Source organism: Micromonospora sp. SH-82, from assembly GCF_051132485.1.
GTDB lineage: Bacteria > Actinomycetota > Actinomycetes > Mycobacteriales > Micromonosporaceae > Micromonospora.
In genome coordinates, this window is sequence record NZ_CP148049.1 from 1352599 (window position 1) to 1369264 (window position 16666).

The following is a 16666-nucleotide window of genomic DNA, read 5'->3' on the forward strand; positions in this document are numbered from 1 at the left end:
TGGTCACGTCGCTGCCGGTCAGATGGCGTCGTTTCGGAGCACCAGGATGGCGATGTCGTCGCGGGGTGCCTCCACCGAGAAGTTGATCGTGGTGGCTCGCAGTCGGGCGGCCACCACGTCGGCGGAGTAGCCGGCCAGTGGGGCGGCGGCGTCGCGGAGCCGGTCCGCCCCGAACAGCTCCCGGCCGCGACGCCGCTCGGTGACCCCGTCGGTGAAGAAGATCAGCGAGTCGCCGGGGGCGAGGGAGAGCTCCGTCGTGGGGGAGGTGATCGAGTCGAGCAGCCCCAGCGCGGTGCCCGTGGTGCCGATGAAGGCCGCCCCGCTGTCAGCCTGCAACAGCACCGGCCGGTCGTGTCCCGCCAGGTGCAGCGAGACGTCGAGCCGATCGCCGTCGCCCGGCCCGATCGACGCCAGGGCGAGGGTGCAGTACCTGCCACCGCCCCTGTCGACGAGCGTCTCGTTGAGCCGGGACAGCACCTCCGGCAGGGGCTTGCCGTCGCCGACCAGCACCCGGATGACGTCCCGGACCAGTCCGGTCACCGTCGCCGCCTGCACCCCCTTGCCGGAGACGTCGCCGATCACGACGAGCCATCCTCCGTCCGGCAACGGCAGGACGTCGTAGAAGTCGCCCCCGACGTCGGCGTCGTCGCCGGTGGGGACGTACTCGGCGGCGAAGCCGATCCCGTCCACCACCGGGAGCGTCGGCGGCAGCAGTGACTGCTGGAGCGCCTGGGCGATCCGGCGGCGTTCGGCGTGGATCCGGGCGTTCTCGATCGCCAGGGCCGCCCGCCGGGCGACGTCCTCCAGCACGGCGACCTCGTCCGGGTCGTGCCGGTGCCGCTGGTGCCGCCCCACGGCCAGGGTGCCGAGGCGCTGGCCCCGGGCGATCAGCGGCACGGCGAAGCCCTCGGTCGGCGCGCTGAGCGGGACCTGCGAGCCGTTGCGGGTGGCCTCCTTCAGCCGGGCCTGGATCGACTCCGGCCCGGTCTCCCGCAACACCTGGTGCAGCTGCGGAAGGACCGACTCGTCGGCGTGACTGGCGGCGGCGAGCTTCAACCGGCCCCACTCGTCTGTGGTGTGCACCGCGCACCACTGACCCAACCTGGGCACCACCAGCTGGGGGATGAGCGCCATCGTCAGTTCCACGTCGAGGGAGTGGGCGAGGAGTTCGCTCGCCTCGGCGAGGAAGGTCAGCCAGGCCCGTCGGCGGACGTCGGCCCGGCGCAGCCTGTCGTTCTCCAGGTGCAGCGAGAGCCGTTCGGCGGCGAGCACGGCCAGGGGGCGGGCGTACCCGGAGGGCGCCGCGTCCAGCTCCAACTCCCCGACGTACGGCCGGTGCACCGCCAACGGCACCCGGAGCAGGTCCTGCCCGGATCGGGGGTGGCGGCCGTACCGGGCGAGCACCTGGGAACCCTGCCCGTCGCCCCGGTCCAGGTGGACCATCCCACCGGCCGCCCCGATCATCTCGCCCACCCGGCCGAGCAGGTCGGTGGCGAACTCGGGCAGCGGGTCGTCGGAGTACGGGTCGGGCATGGTCTGCATCAGCTCGCTCATGGCGGCGGCGCTGGGGGTCGACCCCTCGGAGGTCGTCACACGGGGGGCGGCGGAGGGGGCCTCCGGCCGGTGTCCGCCCGACCGGGGGCTGCCGGCGCGTTCGAGCCGGAACCAGACCCCCTTCCCGGTCGGGAGGTACGTGGTGCCCCATCGGCTGGCGAAGTGGTCCACCAGCAGCAGGCCCCGGCCGCGTTCCGACACCTCGTTGATCTCGGTGGTGTCGTTGCGGACCCCGACGATGAGTTCGTCGACGGGCCCGGAGGCGAAGTCCGACACCGTCACCGTCAGCCCGACGTCGTCCGCGACGACCTCGATGTCCAGGTCGGTGCCGGCATGCTCGACAGCGTTCGTGGAGAGTTCGGTGGTCAGCAGCAGCGCCTCGTTGACCAGCCCGTCGAGGTCGGCCTCGGTGAGGACCGACCTGACCAGTGCCCGGGCCGCAGCCGGGGTACGCCGGTCTGCGGGCAGCCGGACCCGTCGGACGTGCTCGTCCGGGCCCCCGTCCTCTGCGGCCCCCGCCTCCGCTGACATCTCTCATATCCTGCCCGGCGGACGCCGGGGTGCCAAGCTGATCTCTGTTGGATCCACCCCGCCGGTTCTCGTCGGAGGGCCGTGGTCAGCGTGGCGGCCGGGCAGGTCGGATGGCGTGGGCGCGGTCACGGGCACAATGATGGGATGGGTCGGCGTGCCGGCCTCCGCCCGAAGTCCCGAGCTTTGCGAGGAATGATGACCACGGCGAAACAGCCCGTCGCCCCGGACTCCGCTCCGGAGCGTGACGCGGTGCTCGACGAGTTGGCGGCGGCGCTGCGGCGGGTCCGTCACGGCGACCTGAAGGTGCGGCTGTCCCGCCGTTCGGGTGCCGCCGGTGAGGTCGTCGACGCGTTCAACGAGGTGGTGGCGCTTCAGGAGCGGCAGCACCTCGACCTGCGGCGGATCAGTCGGGTCGTCGGTCGGGACGGTCGGCTCACCGAGCGGCTGGACGAGGAGGGGTTGGAGGGCGCCTGGGTCGAGGGGCAACGGGCTGTCAACTCCCTCATCGACGACCTGGGGCGGCCGACGACGGAGATCGCCCGGGTGATCGTGGCGGTGGCCGACGGGGACCTCTCCCAGCACATGGCGTTGGAGATGGACGGCCGTCCACTGCGCGGGGAGTACCTGCGGATCGGCCGGACCGTCAACACCATGGTCGACCAGCTCTCCTCGTTCTCCAGCGAGGTGACCCGGGTGGCCCGGGAGGTGGGCACGGAGGGTGAGCTGGGCGGCCAGGCCGACGTACGCGGTGCGGCCGGCACCTGGAAGGACCTCACCGACTCGGTGAACACGATGGCGTCGAACCTGACCCACCAGGTGCGGTCCATCTCACAGGTGGCCACGGCGGTGGCGAAGGGTGACCTGTCGCAGAAGATCACCGTGTCGGCCAGGGGTGAGGTCGCCGAACTCGCGCACACCTTCAACTCGCTCACCGACACGCTGCGGCTCTTCGCCGAGCAGGTGACCAGGGTGGCCCGGGAGGTGGGCACCGAGGGCAAGCTCGGCGGCCAGGCGGAGGTGCCGAACGTCGCCGGGACCTGGAAGGACCTGACCGACAGCGTCAACTCGATGGCGTCGAACCTGACCGCCCAGGTCCGTAACATCGCCCAGGTCTCCACCGCGGTGGCCCGGGGTGACCTGTCGCAGAAGATCACCGTCGCCGCGCAGGGCGAGATCCTGGAACTCAAGGACACCGTCAACACGATGGTGGACCAGTTGTCGTCGTTCGCCGACGAGGTGACCCGGGTGGCCCGGGAGGTGGGCACCGAGGGCAAGTTGGGTGGTCAGGCCCAGGTCCGGGGAGTCTCGGGCACCTGGCGGGACCTCACCGAGAACGTCAACCAGCTCGCCGGGAACCTGACGAGCCAGGTCCGCAACATCTCCCAGGTCTCCACTGCGGTGGCCAAGGGTGACCTGTCGCAGAAGATCACCGTGGATGCCCGGGGCGAGATCCTGGAGTTGAAGAACACCGTCAACACGATGGTGGACCAGTTGTCGTCGTTCGCCGACGAGGTGACCCGGGTGGCCCGGGAGGTCGGTACCGAGGGCAAGTTGGGTGGTCAGGCGCAGGTCAAGGGCGTCTCGGGTACGTGGCGGGACCTGACCGACAACGTGAACTCGATGGCGTCGAACCTGACGTCGCAGGTGCGGAACATCGCCTCGGTCACCACGGCGGTGGCGAAGGGTGACCTGTCGCAGAAGATCACCGTGGACGCCCGGGGCGAGATCCTGGAGTTGAAGAACACCGTCAACACGATGGTGGACCAGTTGTCGTCGTTCGCCGACGAGGTGACCCGGGTCGCCCGAGAGGTGGGCACCGAGGGCAAGCTCGGTGGTCAGGCCCAGGTCAAGGGCGTCGCCGGCACCTGGCGGGACCTGACCGACAACGTGAACTCGATGGCGTCGAACCTGACCGCCCAGGTCCGCAACATCGCCCAGGTCTCCACCGCCGTGGCGAAGGGTGACCTGTCGCAGAAGATCACCGTGGATGCCCGGGGCGAGATCCTGGAGCTGAAGTCGACCGTGAACACCATGGTCGACCAGCTCTCGTCGTTCGCCGACGAGGTGACCCGGGTGGCCCGGGAGGTGGGCACCGAGGGCAAGTTGGGTGGTCAGGCCCAGGTCAAGGGCGTCTCGGGTACGTGGCGGGACCTGACCGACAACGTGAACTCGATGGCGTCGAACCTGACGTCGCAGGTCCGGAACATCGCCTCGGTCACCACGGCGGTGGCGAAGGGTGACCTGTCGCAGAAGATCACCGTCGACGCCCAGGGCGAGATCCTGGAGCTGAAGAACACCGTCAACACGATGGTCGACCAGTTGTCGTCGTTCGCCGACGAGGTGACCCGGGTCGCCCGAGAGGTCGGAATCGAGGGCAAGCTCGGCGGTCAGGCCCAGGTGAAGGGGGTCTCGGGCACCTGGCGGGACCTCACCGAGAACGTCAACCAGCTCGCCTCCACCCTGACCACCCAGCTGCGGGCGATCTCCCGGGTGTCGACCTCGGTGACCCGGGGGGACCTGACCCAGCGGATCGCCGTCAAGGCCCAGGGCGAGGTCGCCGAGCTGAAGGACAACATCAACCAGATGATCGTCACCCTCCGGGAGACGACCCACAAGAACGCCGAGCAGGGCTGGCTCGACTCCAACCTGGCCCGCATCGGCGGGCTCCTCCAGGGGCAGCGCGACCTCGGTGAGGTCTGCCGCATGATCATGATGGAGGTCACCCCGCTGGTAGACGCGCAGCTCGGCGCGTTCTTCCTGGCCGACACCCCCGACGGGTCGACCCGTCTGCGGCTCACCGCCTCCTACGGGTACGTCTCCCGGGGGCACGACGTCACCTTCGGTCCCGGCGAGGGACTGGTCGGACAGACCGCCCTGTCCCGCCGGACGATCCGGGTCGGCGCGGTCCCGGACGGGCGGCTGATGCTCCGCTCCGGTCTGGCCGAGACGCCCCCGGCCGACCTGGTGGTGCTCCCGGTCCTCTTCGAGGGGGAGCTGCTGGGCGTGATCGAGTTCGCCAGCGTCAGCCCCTTCTCCGAGCTGCACCTGTCGTTCCTGGAGCGGTTGGTGGCCACCATCGGCATCGCCGTCAACACCATCCAGGCCAACCGGCGTACGGAGGAGTTGCTCGCCCAGTCCCAGCGCCTGGCCCACGAGCTGCAGGAACAGTCGGCCGAACTCCAGCGTACGAACGCCGAACTGGAGGAGAAGGCGAAGCTGCTCAGCGAGCAGAAGGCCAACATCGAGACGCAGAACCGGGAGATCGAGCTGGCCCGGCTCGGGCTGGAGGACAAGGCCAAGGAGCTCACCCGGGCGTCGGCGTACAAGTCGGAGTTCCTGGCCAACATGAGCCACGAGCTGCGTACGCCGCTGAACTCGCTGCTGCTGCTGGCGCGGCTGTTGATGGAGAACTCGGAGCGGAACCTGACCGCCAAGCAGATCGAGTTCGCCCGGACCATCCACGGGTCCGGGTCGGACCTGCTGCGTCTGATCGACGACATCCTCGACCTGTCCAAGATCGAGGCGGGACGGATGGACGTCGAGCCGAGCGAGATCCAGTTCGCCGAGATCCGCGGTTACGTCGAGCAGGCCTTCGCTCCCCAGGCCCACGACAAGGGCCTCGACCTCCAGGTACGCCTCGCCAAGGAGCTGCCGTCGGCGCTGGTCACCGACGCGCAGCGGCTCCAGCAGATCCTGCGCAACCTGCTGTCGAACGCCGTCAAGTTCACCGACCACGGGGCGGTGACCCTCCGGATCGGGCCCGCCGCGGAGAACGCGATCTTCGACGTGCCGGCGTTGACCAACGCCCAGCAGGTGATCGCGTTCACCGTGATCGACACCGGGATCGGCATCTCCGACGACAAGCTGTCGCTCATCTTCGAGGCGTTCCAGCAGGCCGACGGGACCACGAGTCGCCGCTACGGCGGGACCGGCCTCGGGTTGTCGATCAGCCGGGACCTGGCCCGCCTGCTCGGCGGCACCATCACCGTGAGTTCGGCGCCGGGGCAGGGGTCGACCTTCACCCTCTTCGTGCCGGACGTCCTGGCACCGGACGCGGTGGTGGCCCCGCTGCCGCCGTCACCGTCACGGGCCGGGCTGCCGTCGTCGCTGCTGATGCCGACGTTGGAGTTGCCGCCGGCACCGGAGACCCCGGCCACCCGGCAGTTGGACGGGGCGACGGTCCTCATCGTCGACGACGACGTCCGGAACGTCTTCGCCCTGACCAGTGCCCTGGAGCTGCACGGGATGACCGTGTTGTACTCGGACAACGGGGCGGACGGCGTCCGGGTCCTTGCGGAGCATCCGGAGGTGGACATCGTGCTGATGGATGCCATGATGCCGGACCAGGACGGTTACGAGACCACCCGGCAGATCCGACGCAACCACCGCTTCGCCGACCTGCCGGTGGTCTTCCTGACGGCGAAGGCCATGCCGGGGGACCGTGAGTCGGCGCTCGCCGCCGGTGGCAGCGACTACATCACCAAGCCGGTGGACCTGGACCAGTTGATCGAGCTGATGTCGAACTGGATCAGCAGCAGTAGCCGAGGTAGCAAGGAGAGTTCGTGACCCAGATGGCGAAGGCGCTGCTGGTCGATGACCGCCGGGAGAACCTGATGGCACTGGAGGCGATCCTCCAGGGGCTGCCGGTGCAGTCGGTGGCGGTGGAGAGCGGGGAGGCGGCGCTGAAGCAACTGCTCGTCGACGACTTCGCGGTGATCCTGCTCGACGCCCAGATGCCCGACATGGACGGGTTCGAGACCGCCGGTCACATCAAGCGGCGGGAGCGGACCCGGCACGTACCGATCATCTTCCTGACCGCCGCCGACCGGGACGCGCAGCTCGCCCTGCGCGGGTACGCCGCCGGGGCGGTGGACTACCTCACCAAGCCGTTCGACCCGTGGGTCCTGCGGGCCAAGGTCTCGGTCTTCGTCGAGCTGTGGGTGAAGACCCGGCAACTCGCCGCCCAGTCGGATCTGGTCCGCGAGCGCGAGGCCCAGTGGCGCACCCTCACCGACGCCGTCGACGAGGCCACCACCCTGCTGCGCGGGACCACCCCCGAGGCTCGTACCCGCGCCGTGGAACTCCTCGAACAGGCCCGCTGGGGACCCACCCCCTGACCCCGGCCCGCGCCGGTGGGGTCAGGACGTGGACTGGTTGTTGCGGATCATCAGGGCGGAGCGGAGGCCGGTGATGTCCAGGACCCGGATCAGGAAGTCACCCACGTTGGTGAGGACCAGGAGGCTCTGCGCGTGACTGGCCTTGCGGCTCAGGACGACCAGGGTGCCCAGTCCCTGCGAGTCGCAGAAGGTGACCCCGCCGAGGTCGAGGACGATGCGCGGCGGCGGCTCGGTGAGGACCTCGTTCACGACTGTCGACAACTGGGTGGCCGTGAGCATGTCGATCTCACCGGAGAGGCGAAGGACTGCTTCGTCCCCGATCCGGTGTAGCGTGATGGACAGTTCGGCACGATCCACCCGGCCAGCCTAGCGCGGTCTGTCGGCTCCGGCCCGACGAGGCGGATACGTGGGTGAGACCGGGCGACGATCCTCCCGCCGACGACCGGCCCGTGTCGCCGTTGCTCGCCGTTGACCAGGTGGGAAGCGGTGTCTTCGGGGTGAGCCTGGGCACCTCGATGCGGGGTGCCTGCCGATTCGCTCTCCGACGCTGACACAATGGCGTCATCGTGACGCAGATGTTTCCCGCCGGATCCGGCCGCTACCCGGCCGACGCGCCGGCCTCCGAGGCCCTGTTCGACCGCGCCCGAGCCCTGGTGCCGGGCGGGGTGAACTCGCCTGTGCGCGCCTTCCACGCCGTCGGCGGCACCCCGCGCTTCATGGTCCGGGGGGAGGGCCCCTGGCTGTACGACGCCGACGACCGGCGCTACGTCGACCTGGTCTGTTCCTGGGGTCCCCTGGTGCTCGGTCACGCCCACCCGGAGGTGGTGGCGGCGGTGCAGGCCGCCGCGACCCGGGGCACCAGCTTCGGTGCGCCGACCCCCGGTGAGGTCGAGTTGGCGGCCGAGATCGTCGACCGGACCCCGGTCGAGCAGGTCCGGTTGGTCAACTCGGGCACCGAGGCGACCATGTCGGCGCTGCGGCTGGCCCGGGGGTTCACCGGCCGGTCCAAGATCATCAAGTTCGCCGGTTGCTACCACGGTCACTCCGACGGACTCCTCGCCGCCGCCGGCTCGGGCGTGGCCACCTTCGGCCTGCCCGACTCGCCCGGGGTGACCGGCGCGGCGGCCGGGGACACCATCGTGCTGCCGTACAACGACATCGCCGCGGTGGAGGCGGTCTTCGCCGCCGAGGGGCAGCAGATCGCGGCGATCATCACCGAGGCCGCCGCCGGCAACATGGGCGTTGTCGCACCCCGCGACGGGTTCAACCAGTCCCTCGCCCGGATCGCCCACGCGCACGGCGCCCTCCTCGTCGTCGACGAGGTGATGACCGGGTTCCGGGTGTCCCGCGCCGGTTGGCACGGGGTCGACCCCTGCGACGCCGACCTGTGGACGTACGGGAAGGTCATGGGGGGTGGCCTCCCCGCTGCGGCCTTCGGCGGACGGGCCGACGTGATGTCGAAGCTCGCCCCGGCCGGCCCGGTCTACCAGGCCGGCACCCTCTCCGGTAACCCGCTGGCCTGCGCGGCCGGCCTGGCCACCCTCCGGCTCGCCGACGACGCGCTCTACCGTCGGCTGGACGAGACGGCAGCCACCGTGAGCAGGCTCGCCACCGACGCGCTCGCCGCCGCCGGGGTGCCCCACCGGCTCTCGTCGGCCGGGAACATGTTCTCGATCTTCTTCACCGACGCCGACGTCGTGGACTACGACACCGCCCGCACCCAGCAGGTGCCGGCGTTCAAGGCGTTCTTCCACGCCATGCTCGCCGCCGGGGTGTATCTCCCGCCGAGCGCGTTCGAGGCGTGGTTCGTATCGGCGGCGCTCGACGAGGCCGCTTTGGACCAGATCGCCGGGGCGCTCCCGGCGGCGGCGACGGCAGCGGCAGCGGCAGGCTCCGGGGGGTAGGTAGCGGTGAGCAGTACGGTCGTCCACGTGCTCCGGCACGGCGAGGTGCACAACCCGGCCCAGATCCTCTACGGCCGGCTGCCCGGCTTCCGCCTCTCCGAGCTGGGCGTGCAGATGGCCAAGGCGGCGGCCGAGGGCCTCGCCGAGCGGGACGTCGTGCACGTGGTGGCCAGCCCGCTGGAGCGCGCCCAGCAGACCGCCGAGCCGATCGCCGCGCAGTTCGGGCTGCCGGTCGGGGTCGACGAGCGGCTGATCGAGAGCGCCAACTGGTTCGAGGGCAAGCGGGTCTCCCCCGGCGACGGGTCGTTCCGCGACCCCCGCAACTGGTGGGTGCTGCGCGACCCGGTGACCCCCTCCTGGGGCGAGGCGTACATGGTCATCGCGGAGCGGATGTTCGCCGCCCTGCACGCCGCCCGGGTCGCCGCCGAGGGGCGGGAGGCGGTGCTGGTCTCCCACCAGCTGCCCATCTGGACCCTGCGCCGGTACGTCGAGCGCAAGCGACTCTGGCACGACCCCCGTCGCCGGCAGTGCGCCCTGGCCAGCCTCACCTCGTTCCACTTCGACGGCGCCAAGGTGGTGGGGGTCGGGTACACCGAACCGGCCGCGCACCTGATCGCCATGTCCTCGACAGCCCGGACGGCAAAGGGCGCCTGATGATGCGAGCCCGCAGGTGGATCACCGGGCTGCTGGCTGCCGTGACGGTCTCGGCGGGGCTCGTCGGCTGCTCCGCCGAGCGGGGCGAGGAGCGCTGCGTCAACACCGACGGCATCATCGAGTGCGCCCCCGAGGAGCGCTCGACGGTGCCGGAGGTGACCGGTGAACTGCTCGACGGGACCGCGTACGACCTGGCCGACGCGCGGGGACAGGTCGTCGTGGTCAACTTCTGGGGCTCCTGGTGCAACCCGTGCCGGGCCGAGGCCGACGACCTGGAGAACACGTACCAGGCGACCCGGGACTCCGGGGTGGCCTTCCTCGGCATCAACGTGCAGGACGACCGGGACAAGGCGATCGCCTTCGAGGAGACCTACAAGGTCACCTACCCGAGCGTGTTCGACCCGGCGAGCCGCCTGGCGCTGCGCTTCGACATCGCGCCGAACAGCATCCCGGCCACCTTCGTCCTGGACCGGGAGGGTCGGATCGCCACGGTGATCCGGATGGCGGTCACCCAGGAGCGGCTGCAGCCCGCAGTGGAGAAGGTCGTCGCCGAGCAGGCCGCGATGGCCGGTCCCCGCTGATGGGCGAGACGTTCCGGGAACTCGCCCAGAACGGCCCCCTGCTGCTGGCGATCGGGGCGGCGGCGCTCGCCGGGCTGGTCAGCTTCCTCTCCCCGTGCATCCTCCCGCTCGTGCCTGGTTACCTCTCGTACGTCACCGGCCTGGCCGGGGCCGACCTGGAAGGCCGCCCGGCAGGTAGGGGCCGCCCTCCTCGCACCGGACCGACGGCGGCGGCGGCAGCGGGGGCGACAACGGCAGCCGGGACGACGACGGGGGGTGTCGCTCTGGACGAGCGGCCCGTCGACGAGCGGCCAGACGAGCGGCCCGGCGACGAGCGGCCCGGCGGCGAGCGGCGGGCGGCGGCTGTCAAGGGTCGGGTCCTCGCCGGGACCCTGCTGTTCATCGCCGGGTTCACCGTCGTGTTCGTCTCCACGGCGGTGGTGGTCTCCTCGGCGGGCCGGCTGCTCTTCGAGTACGACCGGATCGTGGAGATCGTCGTCGGGTCGTTGATCGTCGTGCTCGGTCTCGGGTACCTCGGGGTCGTACCGGGCCTGCAACGGGAGTTCCGGATCACCAAACTTCCCTCGGCCGGTCTGCTGGGTGCCCCGGTCTTCGGGGCGGTCTTCGCGCTGAGCTGGGTACCCTGTGTCGGACCCACCCTCGGGGCGGTGCTCGGGATGGGCGCGGTCGGCGGACAGACCGACCGGGCGGTGGTGCTGGCGGTGGCGTACTGCGTGGGGCTGGGGTTGCCGTTCGTGATCTTCGGGCTGGGCTTCCAGCGTCTGCTCGGGGTGTTCAAGGCGATCCGCCGCAACAGCCGGTGGGTCACCCGGGCCGGTGGCGCCCTGCTGATCCTGATCGGTCTGGCCCTGGTGACAGGTGGCTGGCAGAACTTCGTGATCTGGTTGCAGACCACCGTCGGGGTGGGTGAGGTGAGCATCTGATGACCGCCGTGCAGGACCGGACGAGCGACTCGCCCCCGGGACCCCGGCGGCGGGCCAACCCCGTGGTGGCGCTGCTGCGTAACTCGTGGCGGCAGTTGACCAGCATGCGTACCGCGCTGGTCCTGCTGTTCCTGCTCGCGGTGGCCGCCATCCCCGGGTCGGTGCTGCCCCAGTGGGGCGTCAACCCGGAGGACGTCCGGGACTACTACGCCACGTACCCGGATCTGGCTCCGGTGCTGGACCGCATCGGTGCCTTCGACGCGTTCGGCTCGATCTGGTTCTCCGCGATCTACCTCCTGCTGTTCACCTCCCTGGTGGGCTGCATCGTGCCCCGCCTGCGCGACCACGTCCGGGCGTTGCGGGCGAAGCCGCCCGCCGCACCGAGGCGGCTGGACCGGCTGCCCGCGCACACCGTCTTCGCCGCTCCCGCCGGGGGGGTCGAGGCCATCGCCGCGACCCTGCGCAAGCAGCGCTGGCGGGTCGCGGTCCGTGGCGACGAGGTCTCCGCCGAGAAGGGGTACGTGAAGGAGAGCGGCAACCTGCTGTTCCACTTCTCCCTTGTCGCGGTACTGATCACTTTCGCCCTCAGCTCCTGGTACGGCTGGAGCGGCAACCGTCTGCTGGTGGCCGGCGAGGACAAGGCGTTCTGCAACACCCGACAGCAGTACGCCGAGACCGACCTGGGACCCCGGGTGACCGACGCCGACCTGCCCGGGTTCTGCCTGACCCTCGACGAGTTCCAGGCCCGGTTCACGGAGTCCGGCCAGCCGGAGTTCTTCAACGCGCGGGTGAGCGCCGAGGAGCCCGGCCGGGAGGTGCGCACCGCGGACTTCTCGGTGAACTCCCCGCTGCGCCTCGACGGGGCCAGCGTCTACCTGCTCGGCCACGGGTACGCGCCGATCATCAAGTACACCGACCGCAACGGGCGGGCCCAGACCAGCATCGTGCCGTTCCTGACCACCGGAGACATGGGGCTGACCAGCGAGGGGCTGGCGGCCTTCCCGGACGTCAACGTCGACCCGGTGACCGGGGAGCGCAATCCGGACCTCCAGGTCGCCTTCGAGGGGATCTACCTGCCGACGGCTCCGCAGGAGCCGCCGTACGTCCGCTCCGAGTACCCGATGGAGCGCAACCCGGCGGTCCTGCTGATCCCGTACCGGGGGAACCTCGGTCTGGACGCGGGTATCCCCGGCTCGATCTACCAGCTCGACCAGCGTCAGGTCACCAACGGGAGACTGGAGCAGCTCGGCGAGGCCAAGCTGATGCGCCCCGGTGAGTCGTGGACCCTCGACGACGGTACGACAGTGGAGTTCCTCGGCACCCGGCGCTACATCACCCTCTCCGTCCGGCACGACCCCGGGGCGACGATGACGCTGGTGAGCAGCACGGTGCTCCTTGTCGGCCTGCTCGGTTCGCTCTTCGGTCGTCGCCGCCGGGTGTTCTTCAGGGTCGGTGCGGCCCCCACGAGTGGATCTCCGACAGGCAGTAGTAGCTTGGTCGAGGCCGGTGGTCTACCGCGTACCGATCAGCCCGGGTTCGCCGACGAGTTCGCGCAGCTCGTCAAGGTGATCGGGGACGGCGGGAAGGACCCCGGTGCGGGTCGGGTCGATCAGGATCCGCCCCGGACGCGAGAAGGGACCGAGTGATGTCCGCGCTCTCCGATCAGGTGGTGTCGATCGCGATCCTGGTGTACCTGGTCGCGATGATCGCCCACGCCGTCGAGTACGCCCTCGGCAACACCCGGACGATGTCCCGGGCCGCCACTCCCGCCCGGGAACTGGTCGGGGTCGGTGCCGGGGCGGCTTCCGGTGCTGGAACGGCGTCCGGTGGTGCGGCGTCCGGTGGTGCGGGGGCGACCGGTGCGAAGGCACCGGGGAACCGGGCCCGGCTGGCCGGTCGGATCGCCGTCCTCGTCACCGGACTCGGCGCACTGCTCCACCTTGCCGCGCTGGTCACCCGGGGGATCGCCGCGAACCGGATGCCCTGGGGCAACCTGTACGAGTTCGTCCTGACCGTCTCGTTCATCGGGGTGGCCGCCTGGCTCGTGGTGCTGTGGAAGGTCCCGTCGCTACGTCGGCTCGGTCTGTTCCTCACCCTGGTCCAGGTGTTGCTGCTGGCCACCGCCGAGCTGGTGCTCTACGTACCGATCGTGCCCCTGGTGCCGGCGCTCAACTCGTACTGGTTCATCGTGCACGTCTCCACAGTCGTCTTCGCCTCCGGGATCTTCCTCCTCGGCGCGGTACCGGCCGTCGCGTTCCTCATGCGCAACGGGTACGAGCAGGGCAGACGCAGCTTCCCGTACACGATGGCGAAGCGACTCCCGGCGGCTGCCGGCCTGGAACGGCTCACCTTCGGCCTGCACGCCTTCGCTTTTCCGATCTTCACCTTCGCGGTGATCGCCGGGGCGATCTGGGCCGAGGCGGCCTGGGGTCGGCCGTGGGGCTGGGACCCCAAGGAGGTCTGGTCCTTCATCTCCTGGGTGGTGTATGCCGGTTACCTGCACGCCCGGGCCACCCCGAGCGTCAAGCGGAACGTGGCCACCTGGTTGGCCGTCCTCGGCTTCCTCACCATGCTGATGAACCTGTTCGGCGTGAACATCTTCTTCGAGGGCCTGCACTCCTACGGCGGCCTCTGACGCGACGGCCACCCTCGACGCAGTTCGTATAACTACACTTATAAGAAGTGTAGTTATACGAAAGGGGTGCCGTCGTGAGCTGGTCCAAGCCGACAGGAATCTTCGACCGCGACGTGGAGTGGTCCGAGCTGAGCCGGTTCGTGGCCGACGACCGGGCCGGTGCCACCCTCGGCGTGGTGAGCGGCCGTCGCCGTCAGGGCAAGACCCTCCTACTGTACGAGCTTGCCCGGGTCACGGACGGGTTCTACTTCGGTGCCACCGAGGCCACCGGTACCGAGTCGCTGCGGCGGCTCGGCGAGGCGATCGGTCGGTACACCGAAGCGCCGGGGCCGGTGCACCTGCCGGACTGGGCGGCGGCGGTGGACGCTCTGCTCGCCCTCGGCCGTGACCGCCCGGTCACCGTGGCGATCGACGAGTTTCCGTACCTGGTCGGGGCCGTTCGGGACCTGCCGTCGGTGATCCAGCACGCGTTGACCCCTGGCCGCCCCGAGCGTACGCAGTCCAGGACCCGCTTGCTGCTCTGCGGTTCGGCGATGTCCTTCATGGGTGGGTTGCTGGCCGGCTCGGCACCGCTACGTGGGCGAGCCGGCCTGGAACTGCCGGTCCAGCCCCTCAACTATCGTGCGGCGGCGCAGTTCTGGGGCCTCAGCGATCCCACGCTGGCCGTCCAGGTCTTCGCGATCGTGGGCGGCACCCCGGCCTACCGGCGGGAGTACGTTCAGGACGACGCCCCGACCGGCCCGGCCGACTTCGACGACTGGGTGGTTCGGGCGGTGCTCAACCCCGCCCGTCCGCTGTTTCGAGAAGCGCGGTACCTGCTGGCCGAGGATCCCGACCTGCGCGACACCAGCCTCTACCACTCCGTGTTGGCTGCGGTGGCGGAGGGGAACGCGACCCGGGGTGGCATCGCGGGTTACATCGGGCGCAAGTCGACCGACCTGCAACACCCGCTCACCGTGCTGGAAGACGCGGGTCTGCTCGTCCGCGAGCCCGACCCCCTGCGCAGTGGGCGGAGCCGGTATCGCATCGCAGAGCCGCTCGTCACCTTCTATCAGGCAGTGATGCGACCCGCCTGGACCGCTCTGGAGCAGCGCCGTGGAGCCGACGTGTGGCGGCGGTCGCAGCGCCGATACCTCAGCGCCGTGCTGGGACCCAGCTTCGAGGAGATGGTCCGGCAGTGGACGCTGCTCTTCGCGGACCCGGAGAGCGTCGGTGGCGTCGTCGCGGAGGCGACCGCTGCCACCCTGACCGATCCGGCCACCCGGACCAGCCATGAGCTCGACCTGGTCGCCTTCGGTGAGCCACCCCTCGGCGACGGCCCGCGCCCACTGCTCGCCATCGGCGAGGCGAAGTGGGGCCGGCTGATCGGCAGGGCGGAGCTGGAACGGCTGGAGCGCGTACGGAATGTGCTGCGGGGTCGACCCGGCATCGACGCCGCCGGCACCCGGCTGTTGCTGGCCAGCGCCGAGGGCTTCACCGACGACCTACGCGCGACCGCAGCCAACCGCGGCGACCTGGTTCTCGTCGACCCGCGACGCCTGTACGAGGGCGACTGACACCGAAAGGTGCGAAACGCCACGACACGCGGCCGTCAGCGCCGCGCCCCCTCCTTCTTTCCCCCGGCGGCACGAGCCGGCAGCTGACGAGGCGGGCGGACCGCCGAGCGCTTTCGGATGTGGTGATCGGCCGACGTCGGGCAGGCAAGATCCACTATCGCTTGGTGAGCAGTTGCTCGACCTGGCGGGTGACCTGATGGGCGATCTCGGGCCGGTCGGCCAGCAGTCGGAAGATGCGGCCTGGCTGCCCCGTCAGCCTGGTTCGTCCTCGTCTGCCGGTGGCCGGGGCTGGCGGTACGTGGCGATGTACGCCTCCACGTCCGACCGCAGCCACACCGAACCGACCGACAGCGTTTGGAACGGTCGCGGAAAATTTGGATGCATCGCGATGGCCCGGAATCGTGACCGGCCGACGCCCAGCATCTTCAAGATCTCGCCAGCGGCGACGAGTGGACCTGGAACCTCATCGGTCATAGCCAGCAAGGTAGAACAGCGCTTTCGCGTCTCGGTTGACACGTTAACTAAAGCACGCTAAGGAGGTCGCGTGCTCAGCATCGTGTCAATACGGGCGCGATGAGCTAAACGTGTCAACATTGACACGGGGGTGGCTGAGGGTGTGGGATTGGTGACGCGGTGCCCCCGGTTCGGTGGAGGCTGAGTCCCGGCGGGCCGGGGTGCCGCGATGATCCAGCCCAGCCCGGGAGGCAGGCACGCCATGGTCGGCAAGGAACCCGTACTGATCAGGTTGTCCTGGTTCGTCCTGGCCTACCACCGGCGGCGGGCCTGCTGGACGTGCCGCCCCGACGGGTGTTGTCCGCGCGTGGAGCTGGCGCGTCGGCGTATCCGGGCCTGGCTGCGGTTCGGATCGAACCGGGGCGGCGCGGGCAACCGCCGGGGCAGCTGGTGACCGCGCCGGCGGTGCGGCCGGTGGTCGCCGGAGAGGTCAGGGCGGGAGACGTCCTGCACGTCACCCGGGCCGCGAGTGTCCAGTTCGTTCGGCGGCCCATCATGTTCCGGCTGATCCGGGTCAAGGCCGAGTGGCTCACCTACGCCGGGTGGGTCTGGCTGGAAGGTTACGAGTTGAACCGGAAGGGCGAAGCTGTCGCTCGGCGGAGGATCTTCGTTCGGTGGGCCGGGCTTCGGCTGGTGTCGCAGGAGGCCTGACCTCCACCTGGGCACCCGGTGGTCGGGGGTGGTCGGGCGGTGCGGGA

13 protein-coding genes are annotated in these 16666 nt (G+C 70.3%); 11 read left to right on the forward strand and 2 right to left on the reverse strand.

The features are described 5' to 3' along the window. Positions 1–18: 18 nt before the first annotated feature. Complete coding sequence (locus WHN02_RS06325) at positions 19–2085, reverse strand: SpoIIE family protein phosphatase (protein WP_434742483.1); 2067 nt, start codon at positions 2083–2085, stop codon at positions 19–21. Positions 2086–2277: 192 nt separating this feature from the next. On the opposite strand from WHN02_RS06325, the gene WHN02_RS06330 reads away from it, so the two are divergent. Both WHN02_RS06330 and WHN02_RS06335 read left to right on the forward strand, forming a co-directional pair. Beyond that, the gene (locus WHN02_RS06330) at positions 2278–6651 is read left to right on the forward strand and encodes a HAMP domain-containing protein (protein ID WP_434742484.1); all 4374 of its coding nucleotides are present in this window, start codon (positions 2278–2280) and stop codon (positions 6649–6651) included. Then, on the forward strand, positions 6648–7202 hold the full coding sequence (locus WHN02_RS06335; protein WP_350899719.1) for a response regulator: 555 nt from the start codon (positions 6648–6650) through the stop codon (positions 7200–7202). Before WHN02_RS06330 ends, WHN02_RS06335 begins: the two co-directional genes overlap by 4 nt. 21 nt (positions 7203–7223) lie before the next feature. On the opposite strand, the gene WHN02_RS06340 is transcribed toward WHN02_RS06335, so the two are convergent. Further along, entirely contained in the window at positions 7224–7559 is a 336-nt protein-coding gene (locus WHN02_RS06340; RefSeq protein ID WP_350899717.1) for an STAS domain-containing protein, read from the reverse strand. Between the two features lie 209 nt (positions 7560–7768). Between WHN02_RS06340 and hemL the strand changes: the two genes are divergently transcribed. The 9 genes from hemL to WHN02_RS06385 all read left to right on the forward strand — a co-directional run bounded on the left by hemL (position 7769) and on the right by WHN02_RS06385 (position 16619). Continuing rightward, positions 7769–9106, forward strand: a complete 1338-nt coding sequence (hemL, locus tag WHN02_RS06345; RefSeq protein WP_434742485.1) for a glutamate-1-semialdehyde 2,1-aminomutase — start codon at positions 7769–7771, stop codon at positions 9104–9106. Positions 9107–9112: 6 nt separating this feature from the next. Further along, positions 9113–9760 carry a histidine phosphatase family protein gene (locus WHN02_RS06350; protein ID WP_434742486.1) on the forward strand — a complete coding sequence of 216 codons (648 nt, stop codon included), beginning with the start codon at positions 9113–9115 and terminating at the stop codon, positions 9758–9760. Positions 9761–9762: 2 nt separating this feature from the next. Then, the gene (locus tag WHN02_RS06355; RefSeq protein ID WP_434743840.1) at positions 9763–10341 is read left to right on the forward strand and encodes a TlpA family protein disulfide reductase; all 579 of its coding nucleotides are present in this window, start codon (positions 9763–9765) and stop codon (positions 10339–10341) included. After that, complete coding sequence (locus WHN02_RS06360) at positions 10341–11264, forward strand: cytochrome c biogenesis CcdA family protein (protein ID WP_434742487.1); 924 nt, start codon at positions 10341–10343, stop codon at positions 11262–11264. Before WHN02_RS06355 ends, WHN02_RS06360 begins: the two co-directional genes overlap by 1 nt. Continuing rightward, positions 11264–12910, forward strand: coding sequence for a cytochrome c biogenesis protein ResB (gene resB / locus WHN02_RS06365; RefSeq protein ID WP_434742488.1), 1647 nt, complete (start codon positions 11264–11266; stop codon positions 12908–12910). The genes WHN02_RS06360 and resB overlap by 1 nt, the downstream gene beginning before the upstream one ends. Beyond that, positions 12910–13899: a c-type cytochrome biogenesis protein CcsB gene (gene ccsB, locus WHN02_RS06370; protein WP_434742489.1), complete on the forward strand. Its 990-nt coding sequence runs from the start codon at positions 12910–12912 to the stop codon at positions 13897–13899. Before resB ends, ccsB begins: the two co-directional genes overlap by 1 nt. A gap of 74 nt (positions 13900–13973) precedes the next feature. Further along, positions 13974–15455: an AAA family ATPase gene (locus WHN02_RS06375; RefSeq protein ID WP_434742490.1), complete on the forward strand. Its 1482-nt coding sequence runs from the start codon at positions 13974–13976 to the stop codon at positions 15453–15455. Positions 15456–16137: 682 nt separating this feature from the next. Beyond that, positions 16138–16362 (forward strand): hypothetical protein, encoded by a 225-nt coding sequence (locus WHN02_RS06380; protein ID WP_434742491.1) that lies wholly within the window; start codon positions 16138–16140, stop codon positions 16360–16362. Positions 16363–16382: 20 nt separating this feature from the next. Beyond that, the gene (locus WHN02_RS06385) at positions 16383–16619 is read left to right on the forward strand and encodes a hypothetical protein (protein ID WP_434743841.1); all 237 of its coding nucleotides are present in this window, start codon (positions 16383–16385) and stop codon (positions 16617–16619) included. Positions 16620–16666: the final 47 nt, after the last annotated feature.